The sequence below is a fragment of the Xanthomonas protegens genome (assembly GCF_038442435.1).
Taxonomy (GTDB): Bacteria; Pseudomonadota; Gammaproteobacteria; order Xanthomonadales; family Xanthomonadaceae; genus Xanthomonas_A; species Xanthomonas_A sontii.
Window position 1 is genome coordinate 86,535 of sequence record NZ_JAQJCQ010000017.1, and the last position, 17,261, is coordinate 103,795.

Sequence of the window (17,261 nt, forward strand, 5' to 3'; positions counted from 1 at the left end):
TCATCGTGCGCGGCAGTTCCCTCTTCGCGTTCGCGCCATCTGCGATGAAAGCGCGTCAGGGGCTACCGCGGTATTGGACACGTGATCCCGCGCAGCACCACGTCCATTTGCTTTACCGACGACCAGCACCATGACGCATCAGGCCATCCCTCGCTGCTTGGCTCCTTCTTGTTGCGTCAACGTTTGTTCCTGCGCTTGTGTCTGCGCCATCGTGCGCGCATCGAGCGCCTGCATCCTGGACAACGATTGCTCGACCGGCGTATTGATCGCCACATCCGTGGACATGCCGGCACGCAGATACGCTGGATTGCGCGGCTCACTCTGCACGACGAACACTGTCGCGCCCGCCGGTGCACGCGCTGTCTGCTCGCTTAGCAGCACCTGATCGATACGCTCCAGCCCGTTGGCCTTGGCCAGGTGGGCGAGGCTGGCACTCATGCGATCGCTGGTGCCATCGCTGGCCCTGCCCAATCGTGCGTCCAATTGCCCGACGAGCGTGCCCGCTTGCGTAAGCAGGGGATCCGGTAGCCCCTGCGCCGGTTCGGCTTCTGCCCGCCGACGCGGGTCCTGCGCAGGCTCGACCGGCCTGCCGTCGGGACGCACGGGTTGCTGTGGTGGACGCCCGCCCTGTTCCACCGGTCGGGGCTGCACGCCCTCCCGCGGCTGCCCCTGGTCGTGTTGCTGCTCTCTCGCAGGACCGGGCGTCGTGGTCGTCAAGACGTACTGCCATCGCGTTTGCGCTGGATTGCCCCGGACCGCGCCGATGAAGTCGTTGTACTCAGCGGGATGAATGGTCTGGCATCCCGCGGAATCGGTGCTGCCGTAGGAGCCGCGATGGATCTTGAACGTGTTGTTGAGGTCCTGCACACCGTTGACGTCGGTCTGGTCGAACCATCCATCGGCGTTGGTGTCGCGCTGGACCGCGCCGCGGCCAGCGTCGACCGCTGCCTGACTGGGCCGCAGGGCGACGTCCACAGCACCTCGTCGGAGCGGATTCGGATGCGTTCCCTGTTCCATCTCGATGGTGCCGTCACGTAGCCGCCCAAGGTCGCGGATGCCATCCGCGTTGACATCATCTCCCTCGATCTTCCTGGGGGCGGCGATGCTTTCGTACCCTGGAGATGGCGCGAACCTGCGATTCTCCACGCCACCTCCAGCAAGTGGGCGCTGGCCTGTATTGCCGGCATGGTGGTCGTACTGCGCGGTTGGCTCGGTGTTCGCCTGCTGGGCGACCTGGACATGGCGCGTACCGTTGGCATCCATCCACAGAACCACGAGGCGATCGTTGTAGACACCGGTGCCGGCCCTCGCTTCGTTGACACGAGGGGTGGCCGGATTATCGTTGGCCAGAGTCGCGGGATGCCCGCGGTCCTGCATCGCGGCGAACGTCGAATTCTCCTGACGCAACCCCAGCACGACACGCTCGTTCGGGCGCGCCAATGCGTCATGCGCCGCATCGTTGCCTTTCACCCGCACGATGCTGGCATAGACGTCGTAGGTCTGCGCATCGCTCAGCGTGGTCATCTGGTCTTGTGCGGGAAAGCGCGGCTGAGCAGTTGCAGCCGTCTGCAGCCGCTGTAACGTCGTGGCAACGCCGGGATCCGATGTTCCCTGCAAGTGCGTCGCGATGCTGGCGCGGGCGTCCATGCCAACATAGCGATCCAAGGCGTCCTGCACAGCCCCGGGCTGATGTTGCCGACGTTCTTCCAGCATCGCCAGCGCTTCTGTCGGCCGATTGGCATTGAACAATGCGGTGATCCGGTCCGCACTGGAACGGATGTCCAAGTCGTTGGATCTTGCCATTGCGATGCTCCTTGCTGGAATGGTTGCGCCTCAAGCTACTTTTCGACGAAGCGATCCTCGCCATCATCGGGATAGTCCGAACACGCAGGCTCCCCTGTACGGACCTGGCGACACGGCCACTGCGCCCGGGTCACACGATCGACGCGCTCGAAGCGCTCGCCGTTCCAGCGCACGAAGCCGAAGTGGGCATAAGCCTCGACCCTGCGCGGATCGTCTTCGGCCAATGGCTGGTCGGGATCGAATTCCATCAGCCAGCGCATGGTCGCGGCATAGGGCAGCTTGTCGTCGAAGAGCAACAGCTCGCTACCACCATGGTGTTTCTGGCGCGCGAGATCCTCGGCGCTCAACTGCGGATCGGGAGGAAACACGTCCGCACTGACATCATGGATCACGCCATCGGCGCCGAACCGATACGCCTTGCGCCCAGTTCCCGCGTGGCAGTTCATACTCGCGGCGCCGCCATCGCACTTTACCGGCCACACCAGATACACCGTCTTGTGCGGATCGGAACTTTCGAAGGAACGGATGGTCAAGTTGCCCGCAGCTACGGTGAAATCCGGACGGTGCCCCAACCCAGGTGCCGCCAGATAGAACGCGTTGTGCAAATCCGCCATGCGCGTATCGCGCTCACTGGGAAGCACCTCGGAAGGAATGGCCAACAGCGCACGCGCCATGTGTTCGGGTGCAGGGCCGCGACAATAGCCATCCCGCAGGATGGGCACGGGTGAGGACCCATGCACGTGGTCGCGATCCACGCACACCGCGCCCAATGCGCGCTCCACCTTGAACGGAACCCAGGGACGCGGTGCGTTCGCTGCTGCACTCGGGAAACCGACGATTGCATCCGCGTGCCCGGCGGCCGCGGGACGCTTCGGCGCCACCTGCGGCTCGACCTGCCCCATGGCGCGCTGCTGGGTACATCCCAGGATGGCCAGGGACAGCATCCATGCCAGCGTCGCGTGAATCCTGAAGGTCTTCACACCGTCCTCCATTGCATTCGAAGCAAAGTGTGGATGGCGTGATCCCAACGATCGCGGGCGCCAGCACCGATTTCGGCGTCAATCTACCACCGGGGGCTGCCACGTTCATCCTGTGTCGGTAGACGATGCAGAGCGTCGACTAATACGCATCGCCTTGGAGACCTCGCCGTCCAATCGGAGGGACGCCAACCCGGAGATCAACGCCCCTTTCGCTGCTCATCGGCTACGGCTGAACGTCGGCTTCGCCGAAGTGGCTCTGGCATCCGCACCTACTGGCCGCCAACCTCGCCCGACTCACGCTTCCCGCCCAACCACGAACACCACTCCATCGCCCCCGCCCCCCGTCTGCCGCAGCCGGCCTTCCGCCTCCAGTGTCTCCAGCGACACATCGGCGCCGAGTTCTGTGGCCACACCTTCCAACGTCAACCCCACCCAACGATCGCGGCCAGCATGCTTGGCGCGATACAGCGCGGCGTCGGCGATGCGCAGGCTCAGCGGCCAGTCGCCGCCGGGGTGGGCGGGGAACAGGCTGACGCCCATCGATACGGTGAGGGCGATGCGCCCGCTCGGACGTACCAGCGGGTCGGCCTGCAGGCGCTCGCGCAGGCGGCGGAACAGGCGTGGGGCGTCGGCCAGGGTGCCGCCGGGGCAGATCCACAGGAATTCTTCGCCGCCCCAGCGAGCGATGATGTCCGCGCTGCGTGCACACTCGCGCAGCAGGTCGCCCAGGCGCACCAGGGCGTGGTCGCCGCCTTCGTGGCCGTGCAGGTCGTTGACGCGTTTGAAGTGGTCGATGTCCAGCAGAGCGATCAGCAGCGGTTCCTGCGTGCACTCAGGCATCGCGGCGGCCTCGCGCGCCTGCAGCCAGGCGGTGACGTAGCGGCGATTGCGCAGGCCGGTGAGGGCGTCTTCCTCGCTCTGGCGACGGATGGTGGCGGCGAGCTGTTCCAGTTCGCGGTGCTGCGCCTGGATCTCCTCGTTCTTGCGCGCCAGTTCCGCGTTGACGCGCCGGCGCGCACGGCCTTCGCGCACCTTGAGCAGGAAAAAGCCGGCCAGCGCCAGCAGTGCGGCCAGCAGACCGTAGAGCACGCTGCGCTGGCGCTGCGCGCGCGCCTGCAGTTGCGCATACGCAACCTGTTCGGCGACACGGGTGCGGGCGAGTGCGGCCAGTTCACTGTTCTTGCGCGCCAGGTCCACCGCCGATTCGAGCTCGGCGATCCGGGTCTTGGATTCGACGTTCACCGCCTTGTCGTTGACCTCCTTGTACTCGCGCATGAGGGCAAGCGCCTCGCGGTCGCGGCCGAGCGCGTCGAGGTTGTCGATCATGCGCGGGTACAGTTCCAGCCGCCGGGGGACGTTGTCCCACTGCGTGAACATCTGCCGCGCGCGCTCGAACGCGGCGGCCGCGGCGTCGCGTTGGCCGAGATCGGCCAGCACGTTGCCGAGCGTGGAATAGACGATGCCTCCCTCGCCATGGTCGCCGCCTGGCGCCGCCCCCTCCAGCATCGCGGCCGCTTCGCGCAACAAGGGCAACGCCTCCCGCGGGCGATGCTGCAGCGCGAGTACGTTGCCCAGGTTGTTCAGCAATCCGATCAGCGACGTCTTGCCATCGGCACGCCCCGCCGCCAACGCCTGCCGGTAGATCGCTTCGGAGCGTTGCAGTTCGTTTGCGCCCTGATAGGCCGTGCCCAGGTTGTTGAGTATGTCCGCGCGCGTCAGGTCCTTGTACGGCATCGCATCGTAGGCAGCGAGCGCACGCTGGCCGTAGGCGATCGCCTTTTTCCATTCGTGGGCATAGATGAACACGCCGGTGGCGTTGTGCAGCATGGAGACGTCGTCGGGCATGTCCAGTGCCTTGACCACACGCTCCGCCTCGAGCAGGGCGGCGATGGCATCGGGCATGCGCCCCTGCTGAGCCGACACCAGGAACACGGTCTGGTTGGCCTTGTACTCCACCGGATCCGGATGCCGACGTACTCTGGACAATGCGATGCGGGCGACCCGCAAGGCGTCGTCCTGCGCGCCCATCTTGTAGTAGGAGCGGGCCAGCAGTCGCCACAGCTCGGCGATGTGCGGATCGTGTGGCAGCTCCGTTTCCAGCCGCTGCACCTCGCCTTCGAGCTGCGCGATGCGGAGCGCGTCGCGCGGCCGCCAGATCTCGGCATTGAGTTGCATGAACAGGCGCACCCGCTGTTGCGGCGACAACGGCTGGGCGAGCAGCGCCGAGCCGATGGAAACCACCCTGTTCGGCTGGCCCGCGGCGGCAGCCGCATCGACCAGTTCCAGGCCGAGCGCGATCGAGCCTTGCTTGTCGGCCGCGGCGTCCCAGGCCGGCATGCCCATCTGCAGCGCGGCCGCCGGGTCTGCGGCACGCATCGCCGCCACGCAGGCCGGCAACGCCTGCGCCGGTGCGCACCGCTGCATCGCGGCCGTGTGTGCCACCGCGGACGACACCAGCACACTCCCACACAGCAGCATCCTGAGCGACTGCAAGATCAAGCGACTGCGCACTGCCGTTCTCCCCAAGATGCCGCAGCACACACCGGATCCGTGAATGCGGCGGATATCGTCGCAATCCGGCCCCACGCGCGCCGTTGCCAGCGTGCAGCGACGCCGACCCGTGCAAGGCTATCGGCCACACGGGCAATTTCTTGAGATCTATCCCATGCAAGAAGCTACGTTACTCACGCTATACCTGCACGCGTCTGCGCCAGGCGCACCGCAATCAGCCCCTCTGCCACCGGGTGAGGGGTTGGGGTGAGGGTCCGAGCACGCAGCACACCCATGCATCCCCCAACTCCAATCCCCAAATCCCATCACAGCGGCGTCAGCTGCCTGAGCCGCGCGTCATCCGGAAACACCCGCACGCGGTAACGCGGCGGATACAGCGGCGGCTGCGGCTCCATCAGGTCGCCGAACGCGGCAACAGCCTCGTCCCAGGACACCAGGACGACCGCTTCCTCCTCGGCATCGTCGCGCGGGACGACCAGGGCGATCCGGTCGGCCCTGGGCAGCAAGGTATCGACGCCCTTGGTCCAGGTGCAGAGCGAAAACTGCCGCGCGCCGTCGTCGCGCTCCTGGTAGACGCTGAACGATGCGACGAAGATGTCTTGTTCGGTCGCGTCGTGCAGCTTGTCCAGCGCCGCCTTCTGATCGGCATAGGCAGGCGCGTCCAGCAGCCGGCGCAGGTCCGCCTGGCGCTGGCGATGCTCGGGCAACGCCAGCGCGAACGGCACCATGCGACGTGCCTCGTCGTAGGTGAACACCAGCGCCGAGACGTTGCGGCCCTGCGCGGCCGCTTCCACGCTCAGTTCCAGCATCGCGCCGATGGCGGCGGCGTCGCGATCGCCCACCACCAGCAGGCAGTCGCGCGCCGGCAGCATGAACAGCGGATTGCCCGCCACCGGTACGCGGTACAGCACGTCGGGCAGCAACGCGCGGCTGGTGTCGTAGGCATCCTGCCATGCGCCGCGGAATACGCCCGGCGCGACTTCGACGAAATGGTCGGCGGTCGCGTCGCGCAGGTTGTCGCGGGCGATGGCCAGGCCTTCGTCCAGGGTGATCCCCCATGCCGCGCGCGGCCCCTGGAACAGCGTGGAGATCGTATCCGGCAGATCCAGCGCCAGCAGCTCGACGCAATCCTCGGCAATGTCGCGCCATGCATATGGGAATGGCGCATCGAGGCCTTTCTCCAGCATGTGCTCCAGCCGCAGCTCCTCGAACATGCCGCGATTGCGGATTACCGGCATCAGCGTCGCACGCACCTCGTCGAATGTCTTTTCCCGGCTACTCTCTTCCTGCGCGTTGAGCGAGGACGTCACATAGGCGCGCAATGCCTCGGCGCGGCCTTTGCGCGTCGCGGTCCTGTAGGCCTGATAGGCATTGTGCAGATAGATGGTGTAGCCATTGCCGCCGACCAGTCGGAACGCGTCGGGCTGATAGACCAGCTCCTCGCGATAGCCGCGTGCGCGCAAGGCGTCGGTGTAGATCCTGGCGAAGGCGTCGGGGCTGGGCGTGCGGTTGAACAGCGTGTCGAACAGTGCAGCGAACATCGGCAGTCGTCCTTGTCGAGTGGCGGCATGCGGGTGCCGCGCGGAATGCTAGCGCAGCTTTGCGGCAGTCGCAGATGGACGCGGACTGCAGTGTCGGCAACGGCACTCCGGCAACTCCGGCAACTCCGATTACGTCGAGCAGCCAGAACGCGTGCGCACGCTGTTCGGTCAGCCGTCCTTCCCACGTGCATGCACGGCGCACTGCATTACGCGTGTCCGTGTGCGGCATGAAACAAAAAGCCCCGCTGTCGCGGGGCTCTCTGGAGACTCGGCACGTCCTTCTCCCGCATGCGGGAGAAGGAGCGGCGTGTCGCCTGCTTCAGGCGAACGGATCCTGCAGCACCATGGTGTGCTCGCGGTCCGGGCCGGTGGAGACGATCGAGATCGGGCAGCCGGCCAGTTCCTCCAGCGCACGCAGGTAGGCGCGGGCGGCGGGCGGCAGTTCGTCCCACACGGTGATGCCGTGGGTGTTCTCGCTCCAGCCCGGGAACTCGAGGTACACGGGGGTGCACTCTTCCCAGCCCTGCGCGTCCAGCGGCGCGTATTCGGTGCGCTTGCCGCGGTATTCGTAGGCGATGCACACCTTCAGCTTCTCCATGCCGTCGAGCACGTCGAGCTTGGTGATGCACAGGCCGGAGATGCCGTTGATGGCCACCGCCCGCTTCAGCGCGACGATGTCCATCCAGCCGCAGCGGCGCGGACGGCCGGTGGAGGCGCCGTACTCGGCACCGCGGTCGCGGATGCCCTGGCCGATCTCGTCGTCCAGTTCGGTCGGGAACGGGCCGCCGCCGACGCGGGTGGCGTAGGCCTTGGCGATGCCCAGCACGTAGTCGATGTCCTGCGCGCCCACGCCGGTGCCGGCCAGTGCGCCGCCGACGGTGGTGTTGGAGCTGGTGACGTAGGGATAGGTGCCGTGGTCGATGTCCAGCAGCGCACCCTGCGCGCCTTCGAACAGCACGCGCTTGCCCTGCTTGCGCAGGTCGTGAAGGATGCCGGCCACGTCGGACTTCATCGGCTGCACGTACTCGCCGAAGGCCAGCGCTTCGTCGAAGGTCTTCTGGAAGTCGACCGCTTCCACGCCCAGGTACTTGGTCAGCACGAAGTTGTGGTAATCCAGCGCGGTGCGCAGCAGCTCTTCCAGCTGCGGCGGGTAATGCAGGTCGGCGACGCGGATGCCGCGGCGCGCCACCTTGTCTTCGTAGGCCGGGCCGATGCCGCGGCCGGTGGTGCCGATGGCCTTGCCGCCGGCGGCCTTCTCGCGAGCCTGATCCAGGGCGATGTGGTACGGCATGATCAGCGGCGCGGCCGGCGAGATCTTCAGGCGCGAACGCACTTCCACGCCGGAGGTCTCCAGCTCCTCGATCTCCTTGCGCAGCGCGGCCGGGGAGATCACCACGCCGTTGCCGATCAGGCACAGCGCGTCGTCGCGCAGGATGCCGGACGGGATCAGGTGCAGGACGGTCTTCTTGCCGTTGATGACGAGGGTGTGGCCGGCATTGTGGCCGCCCTGGAAACGCACGACGGCACCGATTTCCTCGGTGAGCAGATCGACGATCTTGCCTTTGCCTTCATCGCCCCACTGGGCGCCGAGCACGACAACTGACTGACCCATGGCTGGGTAACTCCTGGTTTGCTGCGCGACCGTCGGGGCCACGCGGATGTGGTGGCCGTGCGGGGTCCGACCGGCGCCGGTGCGGCCGCTCCATCGGGGAGCGTCCAAGCGGCGGCAGGACCCATACACGGAAAAAGCCGGTCGAGACGCTCGCGTGGAGCGGGCCCGGCCGGCTTTTGTGCATTATCCGGGTTTTGGGTGGCGGTCACCACCCCCTGGCCCAGCGCGTTCAGCCGCGCCGCGCTGACCCGCTGGGCACGGCTCGGCCGCGGCCGTCGGCACGCGCGTTCGGCACGGGCATGGACCACCTCGCCGACGATGGCAGCACGGCAACGCCATCCTTCCAGGCGGCACGCCAAGGCATCGATTGAGCCGGGCTCCGCGCACGTCTATGGTGTCGGATGCTCAAACACCATCCATGACATGCGCACGACCGATCGCCTGGCCTTCCTCGATGCACTGCGTGGCCTTGCCGCTCTGTATGTCGTGCTGTTCCACGTCATGGCCATGCCCTCCCCGGCGGTGTCCGCCGGACCGGTCCTGACGCCGATACTCGCCGCCGGCGGCACCGGGGTGGCCCTGTTCTTCGTGATCAGCGCGTTTTCCCTGTGCTACACCATGCCGCGGCACGCGGCCACGGGGAGGCCGATACTCAGCTTCTACCTCCATCGCGTCTTCCGCATTGCGCCGTTGTTCTACTGCTGGCTCGCGTTTTCCCTCTATCGCGACGGCCGCGGTGCGCACGTCGGCCATGCAGCCGCCGAAGTGGCGGCCAATGTGTCTTTCACCTTCAACCTCGTCCAGGGATGGCAGCAGGGCATCGTCTGGGCGAGCTGGGCCATCGGCGTGGAAATGCTGTTCTATGCGCTGTTCCCACTGCTGCTGGGCGCCATACGTGGCTTGCCTGGCGCATTGCTGCTGGCGGCGGCACTCACGGGCGCGGCAATGCTGGCGTCGTCCGGACTGCTGGGCGAACAGGCCAAGGCCTGGACCGGCGATTACGGTCTGCTGCGGCATGCGCCGGTCTTCGCCTTCGGTCTATGCGCCTTCTTCGCCTATGAACGATTGACGGCACTCGATGGGGAGCGCGCGCGGCGCTGGGGCATCGCCCTGGGCGTGGCCGGACTGCTTGGCCTGGCCGCCGCGGTGGCCTTGCTGTCCCGGGCCATCGCACCCGCGATCGGCTGGATCGCCTGCGGCCTGATGTACGCGCTCCTGTTGCTGGGCATGTCGCAGTGCGCCCCCCGCTTCGTCGTCAACCCGATCAGCACGTCTCTCGGCAAGATCAGCTATTCGCTCTATCTGGGCCACCCCGCGATCATCGCGATCCTGGCGCCGCTGTTCGGCCACGTTCGCCAGGCGACTTCCGTCCCGGCACTGGCCTATGCGACATGCGCACTCGCCACGCTCGCGGTGGCACTGCCGCTGGCCTGGCTGACGTACCGGCTCATCGAGGTTCCAGGCATCGCGCTAGGCAAACGCCTGGGGCCGCAACGACGACCGGCGGATCCGGCGTCATTGCAGGCCGCGGAGCGCTGACGGGGAGATGGGCTGCGGGCTGCGAACAACTCGAGCCCTGTCCTCTCGTCGCGAAACACGCAGCGGCGATGAAAGCATGAATGGCGCCAGCCAGACTGGGGCAGCCTCTGGGCAGTGATGGCAACAGTTGGAATCGCGACAACCGCATTACCGGACCACCGTCGCAACTGAAGCCGCTCCCGCAGGGGCACGAAGGACCAGGGATCCGCTCTTGCGAATCCCCAATCCCGACTCCCCCATCCCGCCCTCAACGATCGCTCTTGAGGTACTGCAGGAACGGGTCGTTCTTGTCGAGCACGATCACGCCGTTGCCGTCGGCCATGGCGCCGCGGTAGGCCTCCAGGCTGCGGTAGAAGGCGTAGAAGGACGGGTCGGCGGAGCCGGCCTTGCCGTACACGCTGGCGGCCTCGGCATCGCCTTCGCCGCGCAGCTTTTGCGCGTCGCGCTCGGCCTCGGCGACCAGCACCGTGCTCTCGCGGTCGGCCTGGGCGCGGATGGTCAGTGCCTGCTCCTCGCCTTCGGCGCGCAGCTTGGCCGCTTCCTGCTTGCGCTGCGCACGCATGCGCTCGTACACGTCGGTGATCACCTGGCTGTCGGTCGGCAGGTCGATCTGCTTGATGCGCAGGTCGACGATCTGCATGCCCAGGGTCTTGCTGGCCGCGTTGATCGCCACCAGCTGCTTGGCGATCAGTTCGCTGCGGTCGCCGGACACCAGCTGCTGCAGGGTGCGCGAGTTGATCTGGTTGCGCAGCGAGTCGGTGATGATCGGCGCCAGCAGGCTGTTGGCCACCTTCTCGTCGCCACCGGTGGTGGCGCGGTAGAAGGCGCGCACGTCGGAGATGTAGCCGATGGCGAAGAAGCTGACACTGACGTCCTTCTGCTCGGCAGTGAAGTAGCGCGCCGGGTTGGTGTCGATCACCTGGAAACGGCGGTCGAACATGCGCACCGACTCGACCAGCGGCACCTTGAAGTGCAGGCCCGGCTTGAGGTCGGCACGCACCACGCGGCCCAGGTTCAGCACCATCGCCGCCTTGTCCTCGGGCACCACGAACACCGAGCTGAGCAGCGCGAACAGCGCGACGACGGCAATGCCCGCCCACAATGACAGTTTCATCGCTGGATCTCCTCACGGCCGGTCGGGCGCGGCGTGCGCTCCGGGTTGCGGACACTCTCGGCCGAACTGCTGTTCAACGCCGGCATCAACACATCCTGCGGCACCGTCGGCAGCGAGGTGGTCGGCGTCGGCGGCGTCGCCGCGGCCGGCGCCTTGCTGTCGGCCGGCATCGGCACGTAGATCAGCTGGCGGCCATCGCCGCCGATGACCTTGCGGTTCTCCGCCAGCACCTGCTGGATCGTCTCCAGCCACAGCCGCTTGCGGGTGACTTCCGGCGCGTTCTGGTACTGCTGCTGCAGCAGGGTGAAGCGCTCGGCGTCGCCCTGCGCGCGGGCGATCGCCGCTTCCTTGTAGCCTTCGGCGACGGTGCGGGTGCGCGCCGCCTGGCCGCGCGCCTCCGGCACCACCTTGGCGGCGTAGGCCTGGGCCTCGTTGATCAGCCGCTCCTTGACCTGCTGGGCGCCGTTGACCTCGTCGAAGGCCGATTTCACTTCCTCCGGCGGACGCGCGTCGGGCAGGGTCAGGCCAGTCACGATCAGGCCGGTGTGATAGGCCTTCAGCGCGGCCTGCAGGCGCTCGCGCGCGGCCACGGCCATCGGCCCGCGGTTGTTGAGCACCGTGTTGAGATCCGAGCGGCCGATCTGTTCGCGCACCGCGCTCTGCGCGGCCTGCTCCAGCACCAGGTCGGCGTTGCGCGCTCCGAACACGTAGGTGCGCGGGTCCTCGACCCGGTACTGCACGTTGAGCGAGACGTTGACGATGTTCTCGTCGCCGGTCAGCACCGGCAGTTGGCTGTCGAAGGTCTTGATGCGGGTGGCATCGACCTTGCGCACGGTCTCGATCGGCCACGGCAACTTGAAGTTCGGGCCCGGCTGCAGGATCCGCGAGAACTGGCCGAAGCGCAGCACCACGCCGCGCTGCTGCTCGCCGATCAACTGGAAGCTGCTGAACAGCAGCACCAGCACCACCGCACCCAGGATCCAGCGGCCGATGCCGCCGCCATCGCCGAACAGGTCCTTCAACGGACCGGGCAACCCGCCCCACCTGCCTCCCCCATTGCCGCCACGCGGCGGCCAGGGACCGCGCCCGTGATTGTCGGGGCCGTCTCCGCCCTTGCCGCCAGGTGTGTTCCAGGCCATGCATGCTCCAAGAAGGAAGGTGGCGACGCGTCGGTCACGCGCCGGTCACCGGATAATGAGTCGCCGATTCTACAAGATGGGGCAGACCCGCCGTTTCGAAAGGGTATCTTGGTGCATTCCTGCGTGCCGACCAAGGTGTTCCATGTCCGTTCCCGCCCAGTTCTCCGCCTTCCGCATCCACCAGGACGCCGCCGGCTACCACGCCGGCCTCGGCCCGCTGTCGCTGGACCAGCTCAGCGACGGCGAGGTGGTGATCCGCGCCGCCTGGTCGTCGGTGAACTTCAAGGACGCGCTGGCCGGCACCGGCCAGGGCAAGATCCTGCGCCGCTTCCCGCTGGTCGGCGGCATCGACGTGGCCGGGCACGTGGTCGCCTCCAGCGATCCGGCGTTCAAGGAAGGCGACGCGGTGCTGGTCACCGGCTGCGGCCTCAGCGAGACCCGCGACGGCGGCTACAGCGAATACGTGCGTCTGGAGTCCAAGTGGGTGGTGCCGCTGCCGGCCGGGCTGAGCCTGCGCGAGAGCATGGTGCTGGGCACCGCCGGCTTCACTGCGGCGCTGGCGCTGCTGCGCCTGCTCGACAACCGCCAGACCCCGGCGCATGGCCCGCTGTGCGTGACCGGCGCCACCGGCGGGGTTGGCTCGCTGGCGATCGACATCTTCAGCCGCGCCGGCTTCGAGGTGCACGCGGTCAGCGGCAAGGCCGAGCGCGCCGAACAGCTCAAGGCCTGGGGCGCCACCCAGGTGCTCGGCCGCGAGGCCCTGCAGACCAGCCGCCCGCTGGAATCGGTGCGCTTCGGCGGCGGCCTGGACAATGTGGGCGGGGCGATGCTGACCAGCCTGCTGGCGCAGACGGCACCGTACGGCAATGTCGCCAGTGCCGGGCTGGCCGCGACCGCGGACCTGGACATGACGGTGATGCCCTTCATCCTGCGCGGCGTATCGCTGCTTGGCATCGGCTCGGCCGGCACCGCCCGCGACCTGCGCGACCGCATCTGGCAGCACCTGGGCAGCGACTGGAAGCCGCGCCACCTGGCGACCATCTGCACCCGCGAAGTGGACCTGGCCGGCCTGCCGGAGGTGTTCGCGACGATGCTGGCCGGGCAGTCGTTCGGGCGCACCGTGGTGCGGCTGGATCCGAGCGCGTAGCCACGCCGGCGCTTTGTGACACGCAACGCTTTCCGCCCTCGCGCCGCTGCCACTACACTCGGAGCCTCCTAGGGGGAACCACATGGCACGCATTCTGATCGTCGACGACTCACCGTCGCAGTTGCTGGGCATCCAGCGCATCGTCGAAAAACTGGGGCACGAAACGATCACCGCCACCGACGGCGCCGCCGGCGTGGAAGCGGCCAAGGCGGCCTTGCCGGACTTGGTGCTGATGGACGTGGTGATGCCGAACCTCAACGGCTTCCAGGCCACCCGCACCCTGCGCCGCGAGCCGACCACGCAGAACATCCCGGTGATCCTGGTCACCACCAAGGACCAGGACACCGATCGCATGTGGGGCATGCGCCAGGGCGCCCGCGCCTACATCACCAAGCCGTTCTCCGAGGACGAGCTGTACGAGGTGATCGAGCGTGTGTTCAGTGGCGAGGATGCGCCGTAGAAGCCGGGAATCGGGATTGGGGAGTGGGGATTCGTAAGGGCGGGTTTCCGGGCGGCGTTTGAGCGCGCGGCGTAAGCCCGCGTTGCAATCGGCGCCCCTTGTAGGAGCGGCTTCAGCCGCGACAGGGATTACCGGTAACGCCCGTCGCGGCTGAAGCCGCTCCTACGCAGGTCATGCGGTTTCGCTGGCGCCGCGGCGCATTGCGCAGCTACGTGTGCAGGGCCGCTCTGCGCAACCCGCGACGGCCGGTTTATCGGGACGGCATCGCGGCTGAAGCCGCTCCTACGAGGCCCCAAGCGCGAGGGGAGCCCGCTCTTGCGAATCCCCACTCCCGACTCCCCAATCCCGCCTCACCTCAAACGGCCTCGCCAAACGCCTTGGCCAGCCCGCGATACGCCTTGCGCTGCGCTTCGGTTTCCGGCGCCGGCGCCAGCACTTCCAGTTCGACGATCTGGTCGCCCGGCGGGGTGCCGGGCAGGCCACGGCCGCGCAGGCGCAGCTTGCGGCCGGCATCGGACTCCGGCGGGATCTTCAGTTCCACCGCCCCGCCCAGGGTCGGCACGCTGATGCTGGTGCCCAGCGCCGCCTGCCAGGGCGTCACCTGCAGGGTGTAGAGGATGTTGCGGCCGTCCACCTCGAACTGCGGATGCGCGGCGTACTCGATCTCCAGCAGCAGGTTGCTGCCGCCGTTGCCCTGCCCACCCAGCCGGATCACCTGGCCGGGGCGCACGCCCTTGGGCACGCGCACGTCCAACTGCTTGCCGTTGATGGTGATGCGCACGCTGTCGCCGGCGTACACCGCCTCCAGCGGCACCGCCAGCTTGGCACGGGTGTCGCCGCGCGGCGCGCCCGGTCCCGGACCGGGGCCGGCGCCGCCCTGGCGGGCGCGCTGCTGGCGGGCGAACAGGCTCTCGAAGAAATCGCTGAAGCCGCCGCCGGCGCCGCCGTTGCCGAACACTTCCTCGAAGTCGAAGCCCTGCGCGCCGCCGTAGTTCGGCGGCGCGTGGAACTCCTCGCCCGGCCGATAGCCCTGCGCGCGCAACTGGTCGTAGGCGGCGCGCTTGGGCGGGTCGCGCAAGGCCTCGTAGGCCTCGTTGATCGCCTTGAACTTCTCTTCGGCCCCAGGCTCCTTGCTGACGTCGGGATGGTACTTGCGCGCCAGCCGCCGGTACGCGGTCTTGATCTCGGCATCGCCGGCGCTGGGTTCCACGCCCAGGGTCGCGTAGTAATCCTTGAATTCCATCCATCACCTCAAAAAGAGTCGGCCCGCCGCCTTGCGGCAACGGGCCGGTTGCATGCACTGCGCCATCGCCCGGCCATTCTACGGCCGGCCGCGAGGGCGCGGCGTCGCGATGGCGACGCCGCTGCGAGCAGGCGCTTACTGCACGATCGTGGCCCCGGTATCGACCTGAATACGGCGCGGCGTGCTCGCCGGACGCTTGGGAATGCGCACTTCCAGCACCCCATGGTAGCCGGTGGCGGAAATGCCGTCCGGATCGGCGCTGTCGGGCAGCGCGAAGCGGCGGTGGAAGCTGCCGTAGCGGCGCTCGATGCGCGAGAAACGCTCGGTGTCGGCGGCCGATTCGCTCTTGCGCTCGCCCTTGATCGAGAGGATGCCCTTGTCCATCGACACCTCGATCTCCGACGGGTCGATACCCGGCAGGTCGGCGTACAGCACGAAGCGCTCCGGCTCCTCCTTGATGTCCACGCGCGGCACCCACTGCGCGGTGACGACGGCCGATTCGTCGGTGCCGCCGTTGGGGTCGAAGAAGCGGTCGAACACCTGCTTGATCTCGTTTTGGAATGCGGCCTGGGCCGGCCACTGGCGATAACGGACGATGCTCATCGTGGTCTCCTGAAACGTGAATGAGGTACACCCCCGAGGGGACGGTTCGCGGCGGCGGGACCGGCCCGCCGTCCATGCCGGTCAGATAGGCCTGCCGCGGCGCTTTTCAAGGCGTTGACGCCACCTTCCCATTTCCGTTTCTAGACTCGGTTCATCCAAGGAGCCCGACATGCCCATCCAGACCGGCGAACGCATTCCCGAAGTGGTGCTGCAGCGCATCCGCGACGGCGTGGAAGCCGTGGACACGCGCACGTTGTTCGACGGCCGCCGCGTGCTGCTGTTCGCGGTGCCCGGCGCGTTCACCCCGACCTGTTCGGAGAAGCACCTGCCCGGCTATGTGGAGCACTTCGACGAGTTCCGCAAGCGCGGCATCGAGGTGTACTGCATGGCGGTCAACGACCCGTTCGTGATGCAGGCCTGGGGCAAGAGCCAGCTGGTGCCGGACGGCCTGCAGATGCTGTCCGACGGCAATGGCGCCTTCGCCAAGGCGCTGGGCCTGGAACTTGACGCCAGCAGCTACGGCATGGGCGTGCGAGCGCGGCGCTTCGCGCTGTACGCCGACGACGGCGTGGTGCAGGCGCTGTTCGTCGAGGCGCCGGGCGAGTTCAAGGTCTCCGCCGCCGACTACGTGCTGCAGCACCTTCCCGACTGATCCCCTTACCCACCACAGGAAACGGCCAGCCATGTCCAACAAGCCAGCCACCCCGAAGACCGACGCCAAGCCGCTGCAGCACACCGCCGGCCTCACCGACACCGCCACGCTGCGCGCCAACGCCCGCCAGAGCATCGAGGACGGCGCGATCACCAAGAGCTACAGCGCCGACCGCGAGGCGGTGATCAAGATGCTCAACGACGCGCTCGCCACCGAGTACGTGTGCGTGCTGCGCTACTACCGCCACTACTTCATGGCTGCGGGCATGCTTGCCGATGCGGTCAAGTCCGAGTTCCTGGAGCACGCGCAGCAGGAACAGGCGCACGCGCACAAGCTGGCCGAGCGCATCGTGCAGCTGGGCGGCGAGCCCGACCTCAATCCGGACACGCTGACCGCGCGCTCGCACGCCGAGTACAAGGAAGGCGAGGACCTGCGCGACATGGTCAAGGAGAACCTGATCGCCGAGCGCATTGCCATCGACAGCTACCGCGAGATGATCAACTTCGTCGGAGACAAGGACACCACCACCAAGCGCATCCTGGAAGAGATCCTGGCCCAGGAAGAAGAGCACGCCGACGAGTTCTCGGACATGCTGGAAGGCTGGATCGGCAAGTAAGCCGGATCGGCTCACGCCCTCTCGTAGGACTCGTAGGACTCGTAGGAGCGGCTTCAGCCGCGACAGGCCGTCTCGATTGCACCTGTCGCAGCTGAAGCTGCTCCTATTGTCTTTCTGGTCTGACACACATGGTTGAAGCAACTGCAAAGGCTTTCGCCTTGCGGCGAGTTACTTTTCTTTGCTCGCGCAAAGAAAAGGTAACCAAAAGAAAACGCGCCCTGCCTCGCGCCCTCCGCGCTAACGCGCTCCGGGTCCGCGTCCATCACGGGGATCCGCGGAAGGGGCATCCTGCCCCTGCCGC

General features: G+C 67.4%; 14 protein-coding genes. 5 read left to right on the forward strand and 9 right to left on the reverse strand.

Features of this window, described 5'->3' with window-relative positions; all coding sequences use genetic code 11:
• Positions 1-138: 138 nt before the first annotated feature.
• From PIQ37_RS17685 to PIQ37_RS17705, 5 genes are all read right to left on the reverse strand, one after another.
• Positions 139-1,803, reverse strand: a complete 1,665-nt coding sequence (locus PIQ37_RS17685; RefSeq protein WP_342074454.1) for an XVIPCD domain-containing protein — start codon at positions 1,801-1,803, stop codon at positions 139-141.
• 35 nt (positions 1,804-1,838) lie between these two features.
• Positions 1,839-2,747 (reverse strand): hypothetical protein, encoded by a 909-nt coding sequence (locus PIQ37_RS17690; RefSeq protein ID WP_407136963.1) that lies wholly within the window; start codon positions 2,745-2,747, stop codon positions 1,839-1,841.
• 330 nt (positions 2,748-3,077) lie between these two features.
• On the reverse strand, positions 3,078-5,225 hold the full coding sequence (locus PIQ37_RS17695) for a tetratricopeptide repeat-containing diguanylate cyclase (protein ID WP_342074456.1): 2,148 nt from the start codon (positions 5,223-5,225) through the stop codon (positions 3,078-3,080).
• A gap of 374 nt (positions 5,226-5,599) precedes the next feature.
• On the reverse strand, positions 5,600-6,835 hold the full coding sequence (locus tag PIQ37_RS17700; protein ID WP_342074457.1) for a hypothetical protein: 1,236 nt from the start codon (positions 6,833-6,835) through the stop codon (positions 5,600-5,602).
• A 319-nt stretch (positions 6,836-7,154) separates the two neighbouring features.
• The gene (locus PIQ37_RS17705) at positions 7,155-8,447 is read right to left on the reverse strand and encodes an adenylosuccinate synthase (protein WP_026144396.1); all 1,293 of its coding nucleotides are present in this window, start codon (positions 8,445-8,447) and stop codon (positions 7,155-7,157) included.
• 423 nt (positions 8,448-8,870) lie between these two features.
• Between PIQ37_RS17705 and PIQ37_RS17710 the strand changes: the two genes are divergently transcribed.
• Complete coding sequence (locus PIQ37_RS17710) at positions 8,871-9,986, forward strand: acyltransferase family protein (RefSeq protein WP_342074458.1); 1,116 nt, start codon at positions 8,871-8,873, stop codon at positions 9,984-9,986.
• Between the two features lie 247 nt (positions 9,987-10,233).
• Here the strand turns inward: PIQ37_RS17710 and hflC are convergent, their stop codons facing one another.
• Positions 10,234-11,100 carry a protease modulator HflC gene (gene hflC, locus PIQ37_RS17715; protein WP_026144397.1) on the reverse strand — a complete coding sequence of 289 codons (867 nt, stop codon included), beginning with the start codon at positions 11,098-11,100 and terminating at the stop codon, positions 10,234-10,236.
• Positions 11,097-12,239: an FtsH protease activity modulator HflK gene (gene hflK / locus PIQ37_RS17720; RefSeq protein ID WP_342074459.1), complete on the reverse strand. Its 1,143-nt coding sequence runs from the start codon at positions 12,237-12,239 to the stop codon at positions 11,097-11,099. Before hflK ends, hflC begins: the two co-directional genes overlap by 4 nt.
• A gap of 142 nt (positions 12,240-12,381) precedes the next feature.
• Between hflK and PIQ37_RS17725 the strand changes: the two genes are divergently transcribed.
• Positions 12,382-13,386: an acrylyl-CoA reductase family protein gene (locus PIQ37_RS17725; RefSeq protein WP_342074460.1), complete on the forward strand. Its 1,005-nt coding sequence runs from the start codon at positions 12,382-12,384 to the stop codon at positions 13,384-13,386.
• 82 nt (positions 13,387-13,468) lie between these two features.
• The gene (gene pilH, locus PIQ37_RS17730) at positions 13,469-13,846 is read left to right on the forward strand and encodes a twitching motility response regulator PilH (protein ID WP_010340114.1); all 378 of its coding nucleotides are present in this window, start codon (positions 13,469-13,471) and stop codon (positions 13,844-13,846) included.
• 355 nt (positions 13,847-14,201) lie between these two features.
• Here pilH and PIQ37_RS17735 read toward each other — a convergent pair whose 3' ends face one another.
• Entirely contained in the window at positions 14,202-15,089 is an 888-nt protein-coding gene (locus PIQ37_RS17735) for a DnaJ C-terminal domain-containing protein (RefSeq protein ID WP_148829409.1), read from the reverse strand.
• Between the two features lie 135 nt (positions 15,090-15,224).
• Positions 15,225-15,692 carry an Hsp20/alpha crystallin family protein gene (locus PIQ37_RS17740; protein ID WP_010341349.1) on the reverse strand — a complete coding sequence of 156 codons (468 nt, stop codon included), beginning with the start codon at positions 15,690-15,692 and terminating at the stop codon, positions 15,225-15,227.
• 169 nt (positions 15,693-15,861) lie between these two features.
• Between PIQ37_RS17740 and PIQ37_RS17745 the strand changes: the two genes are divergently transcribed.
• Both PIQ37_RS17745 and PIQ37_RS17750 read left to right on the forward strand, forming a co-directional pair.
• Entirely contained in the window at positions 15,862-16,344 is a 483-nt protein-coding gene (locus PIQ37_RS17745; protein ID WP_152240528.1) for a peroxiredoxin, read from the forward strand.
• 31 nt (positions 16,345-16,375) lie between these two features.
• Positions 16,376-16,960: a ferritin-like domain-containing protein gene (locus tag PIQ37_RS17750; protein WP_342074461.1), complete on the forward strand. Its 585-nt coding sequence runs from the start codon at positions 16,376-16,378 to the stop codon at positions 16,958-16,960.
• Positions 16,961-17,261: the final 301 nt, after the last annotated feature.

Bases quoted from the DNA above. Each gene is read 5' to 3' on its own strand.
- PIQ37_RS17685 (WP_342074454.1), bottom strand. From the start codon at position 1,803: ATGGCAAGATCCAACGACTTGGACATCCGTTCCAGTGCGGACCGGATC.
- PIQ37_RS17690 (WP_407136963.1), bottom strand. From the start codon at position 2,747: ATGCTGTCCCTGGCCATCCTGGGATGTACCCAGCAGCGCGCCATGGGG.
- PIQ37_RS17700 (WP_342074457.1), bottom strand. From the start codon at position 6,835: ATGTTCGCTGCACTGTTCGACACGCTGTTCAACCGCACGCCCAGCCCC.
- PIQ37_RS17705 (WP_026144396.1), bottom strand. From the start codon at position 8,447: ATGGGTCAGTCAGTTGTCGTGCTCGGCGCCCAGTGGGGCGATGAAGGC.
- PIQ37_RS17710 (WP_342074458.1), top strand. From the start codon at position 8,871: ATGCGCACGACCGATCGCCTGGCCTTCCTCGATGCACTGCGTGGCCTT.
- hflC (WP_026144397.1), bottom strand. From the start codon at position 11,100: ATGAAACTGTCATTGTGGGCGGGCATTGCCGTCGTCGCGCTGTTCGCG.
- hflK (WP_342074459.1), bottom strand. From the start codon at position 12,239: ATGGCCTGGAACACACCTGGCGGCAAGGGCGGAGACGGCCCCGACAAT.
- PIQ37_RS17725 (WP_342074460.1), top strand. From the start codon at position 12,382: ATGTCCGTTCCCGCCCAGTTCTCCGCCTTCCGCATCCACCAGGACGCC.
- pilH (WP_010340114.1), top strand. From the start codon at position 13,469: ATGGCACGCATTCTGATCGTCGACGACTCACCGTCGCAGTTGCTGGGC.
- PIQ37_RS17735 (WP_148829409.1), bottom strand. From the start codon at position 15,089: ATGGAATTCAAGGATTACTACGCGACCCTGGGCGTGGAACCCAGCGCC.
- PIQ37_RS17740 (WP_010341349.1), bottom strand. From the start codon at position 15,692: ATGAGCATCGTCCGTTATCGCCAGTGGCCGGCCCAGGCCGCATTCCAA.
- PIQ37_RS17745 (WP_152240528.1), top strand. From the start codon at position 15,862: ATGCCCATCCAGACCGGCGAACGCATTCCCGAAGTGGTGCTGCAGCGC.
- PIQ37_RS17750 (WP_342074461.1), top strand. From the start codon at position 16,376: ATGTCCAACAAGCCAGCCACCCCGAAGACCGACGCCAAGCCGCTGCAG.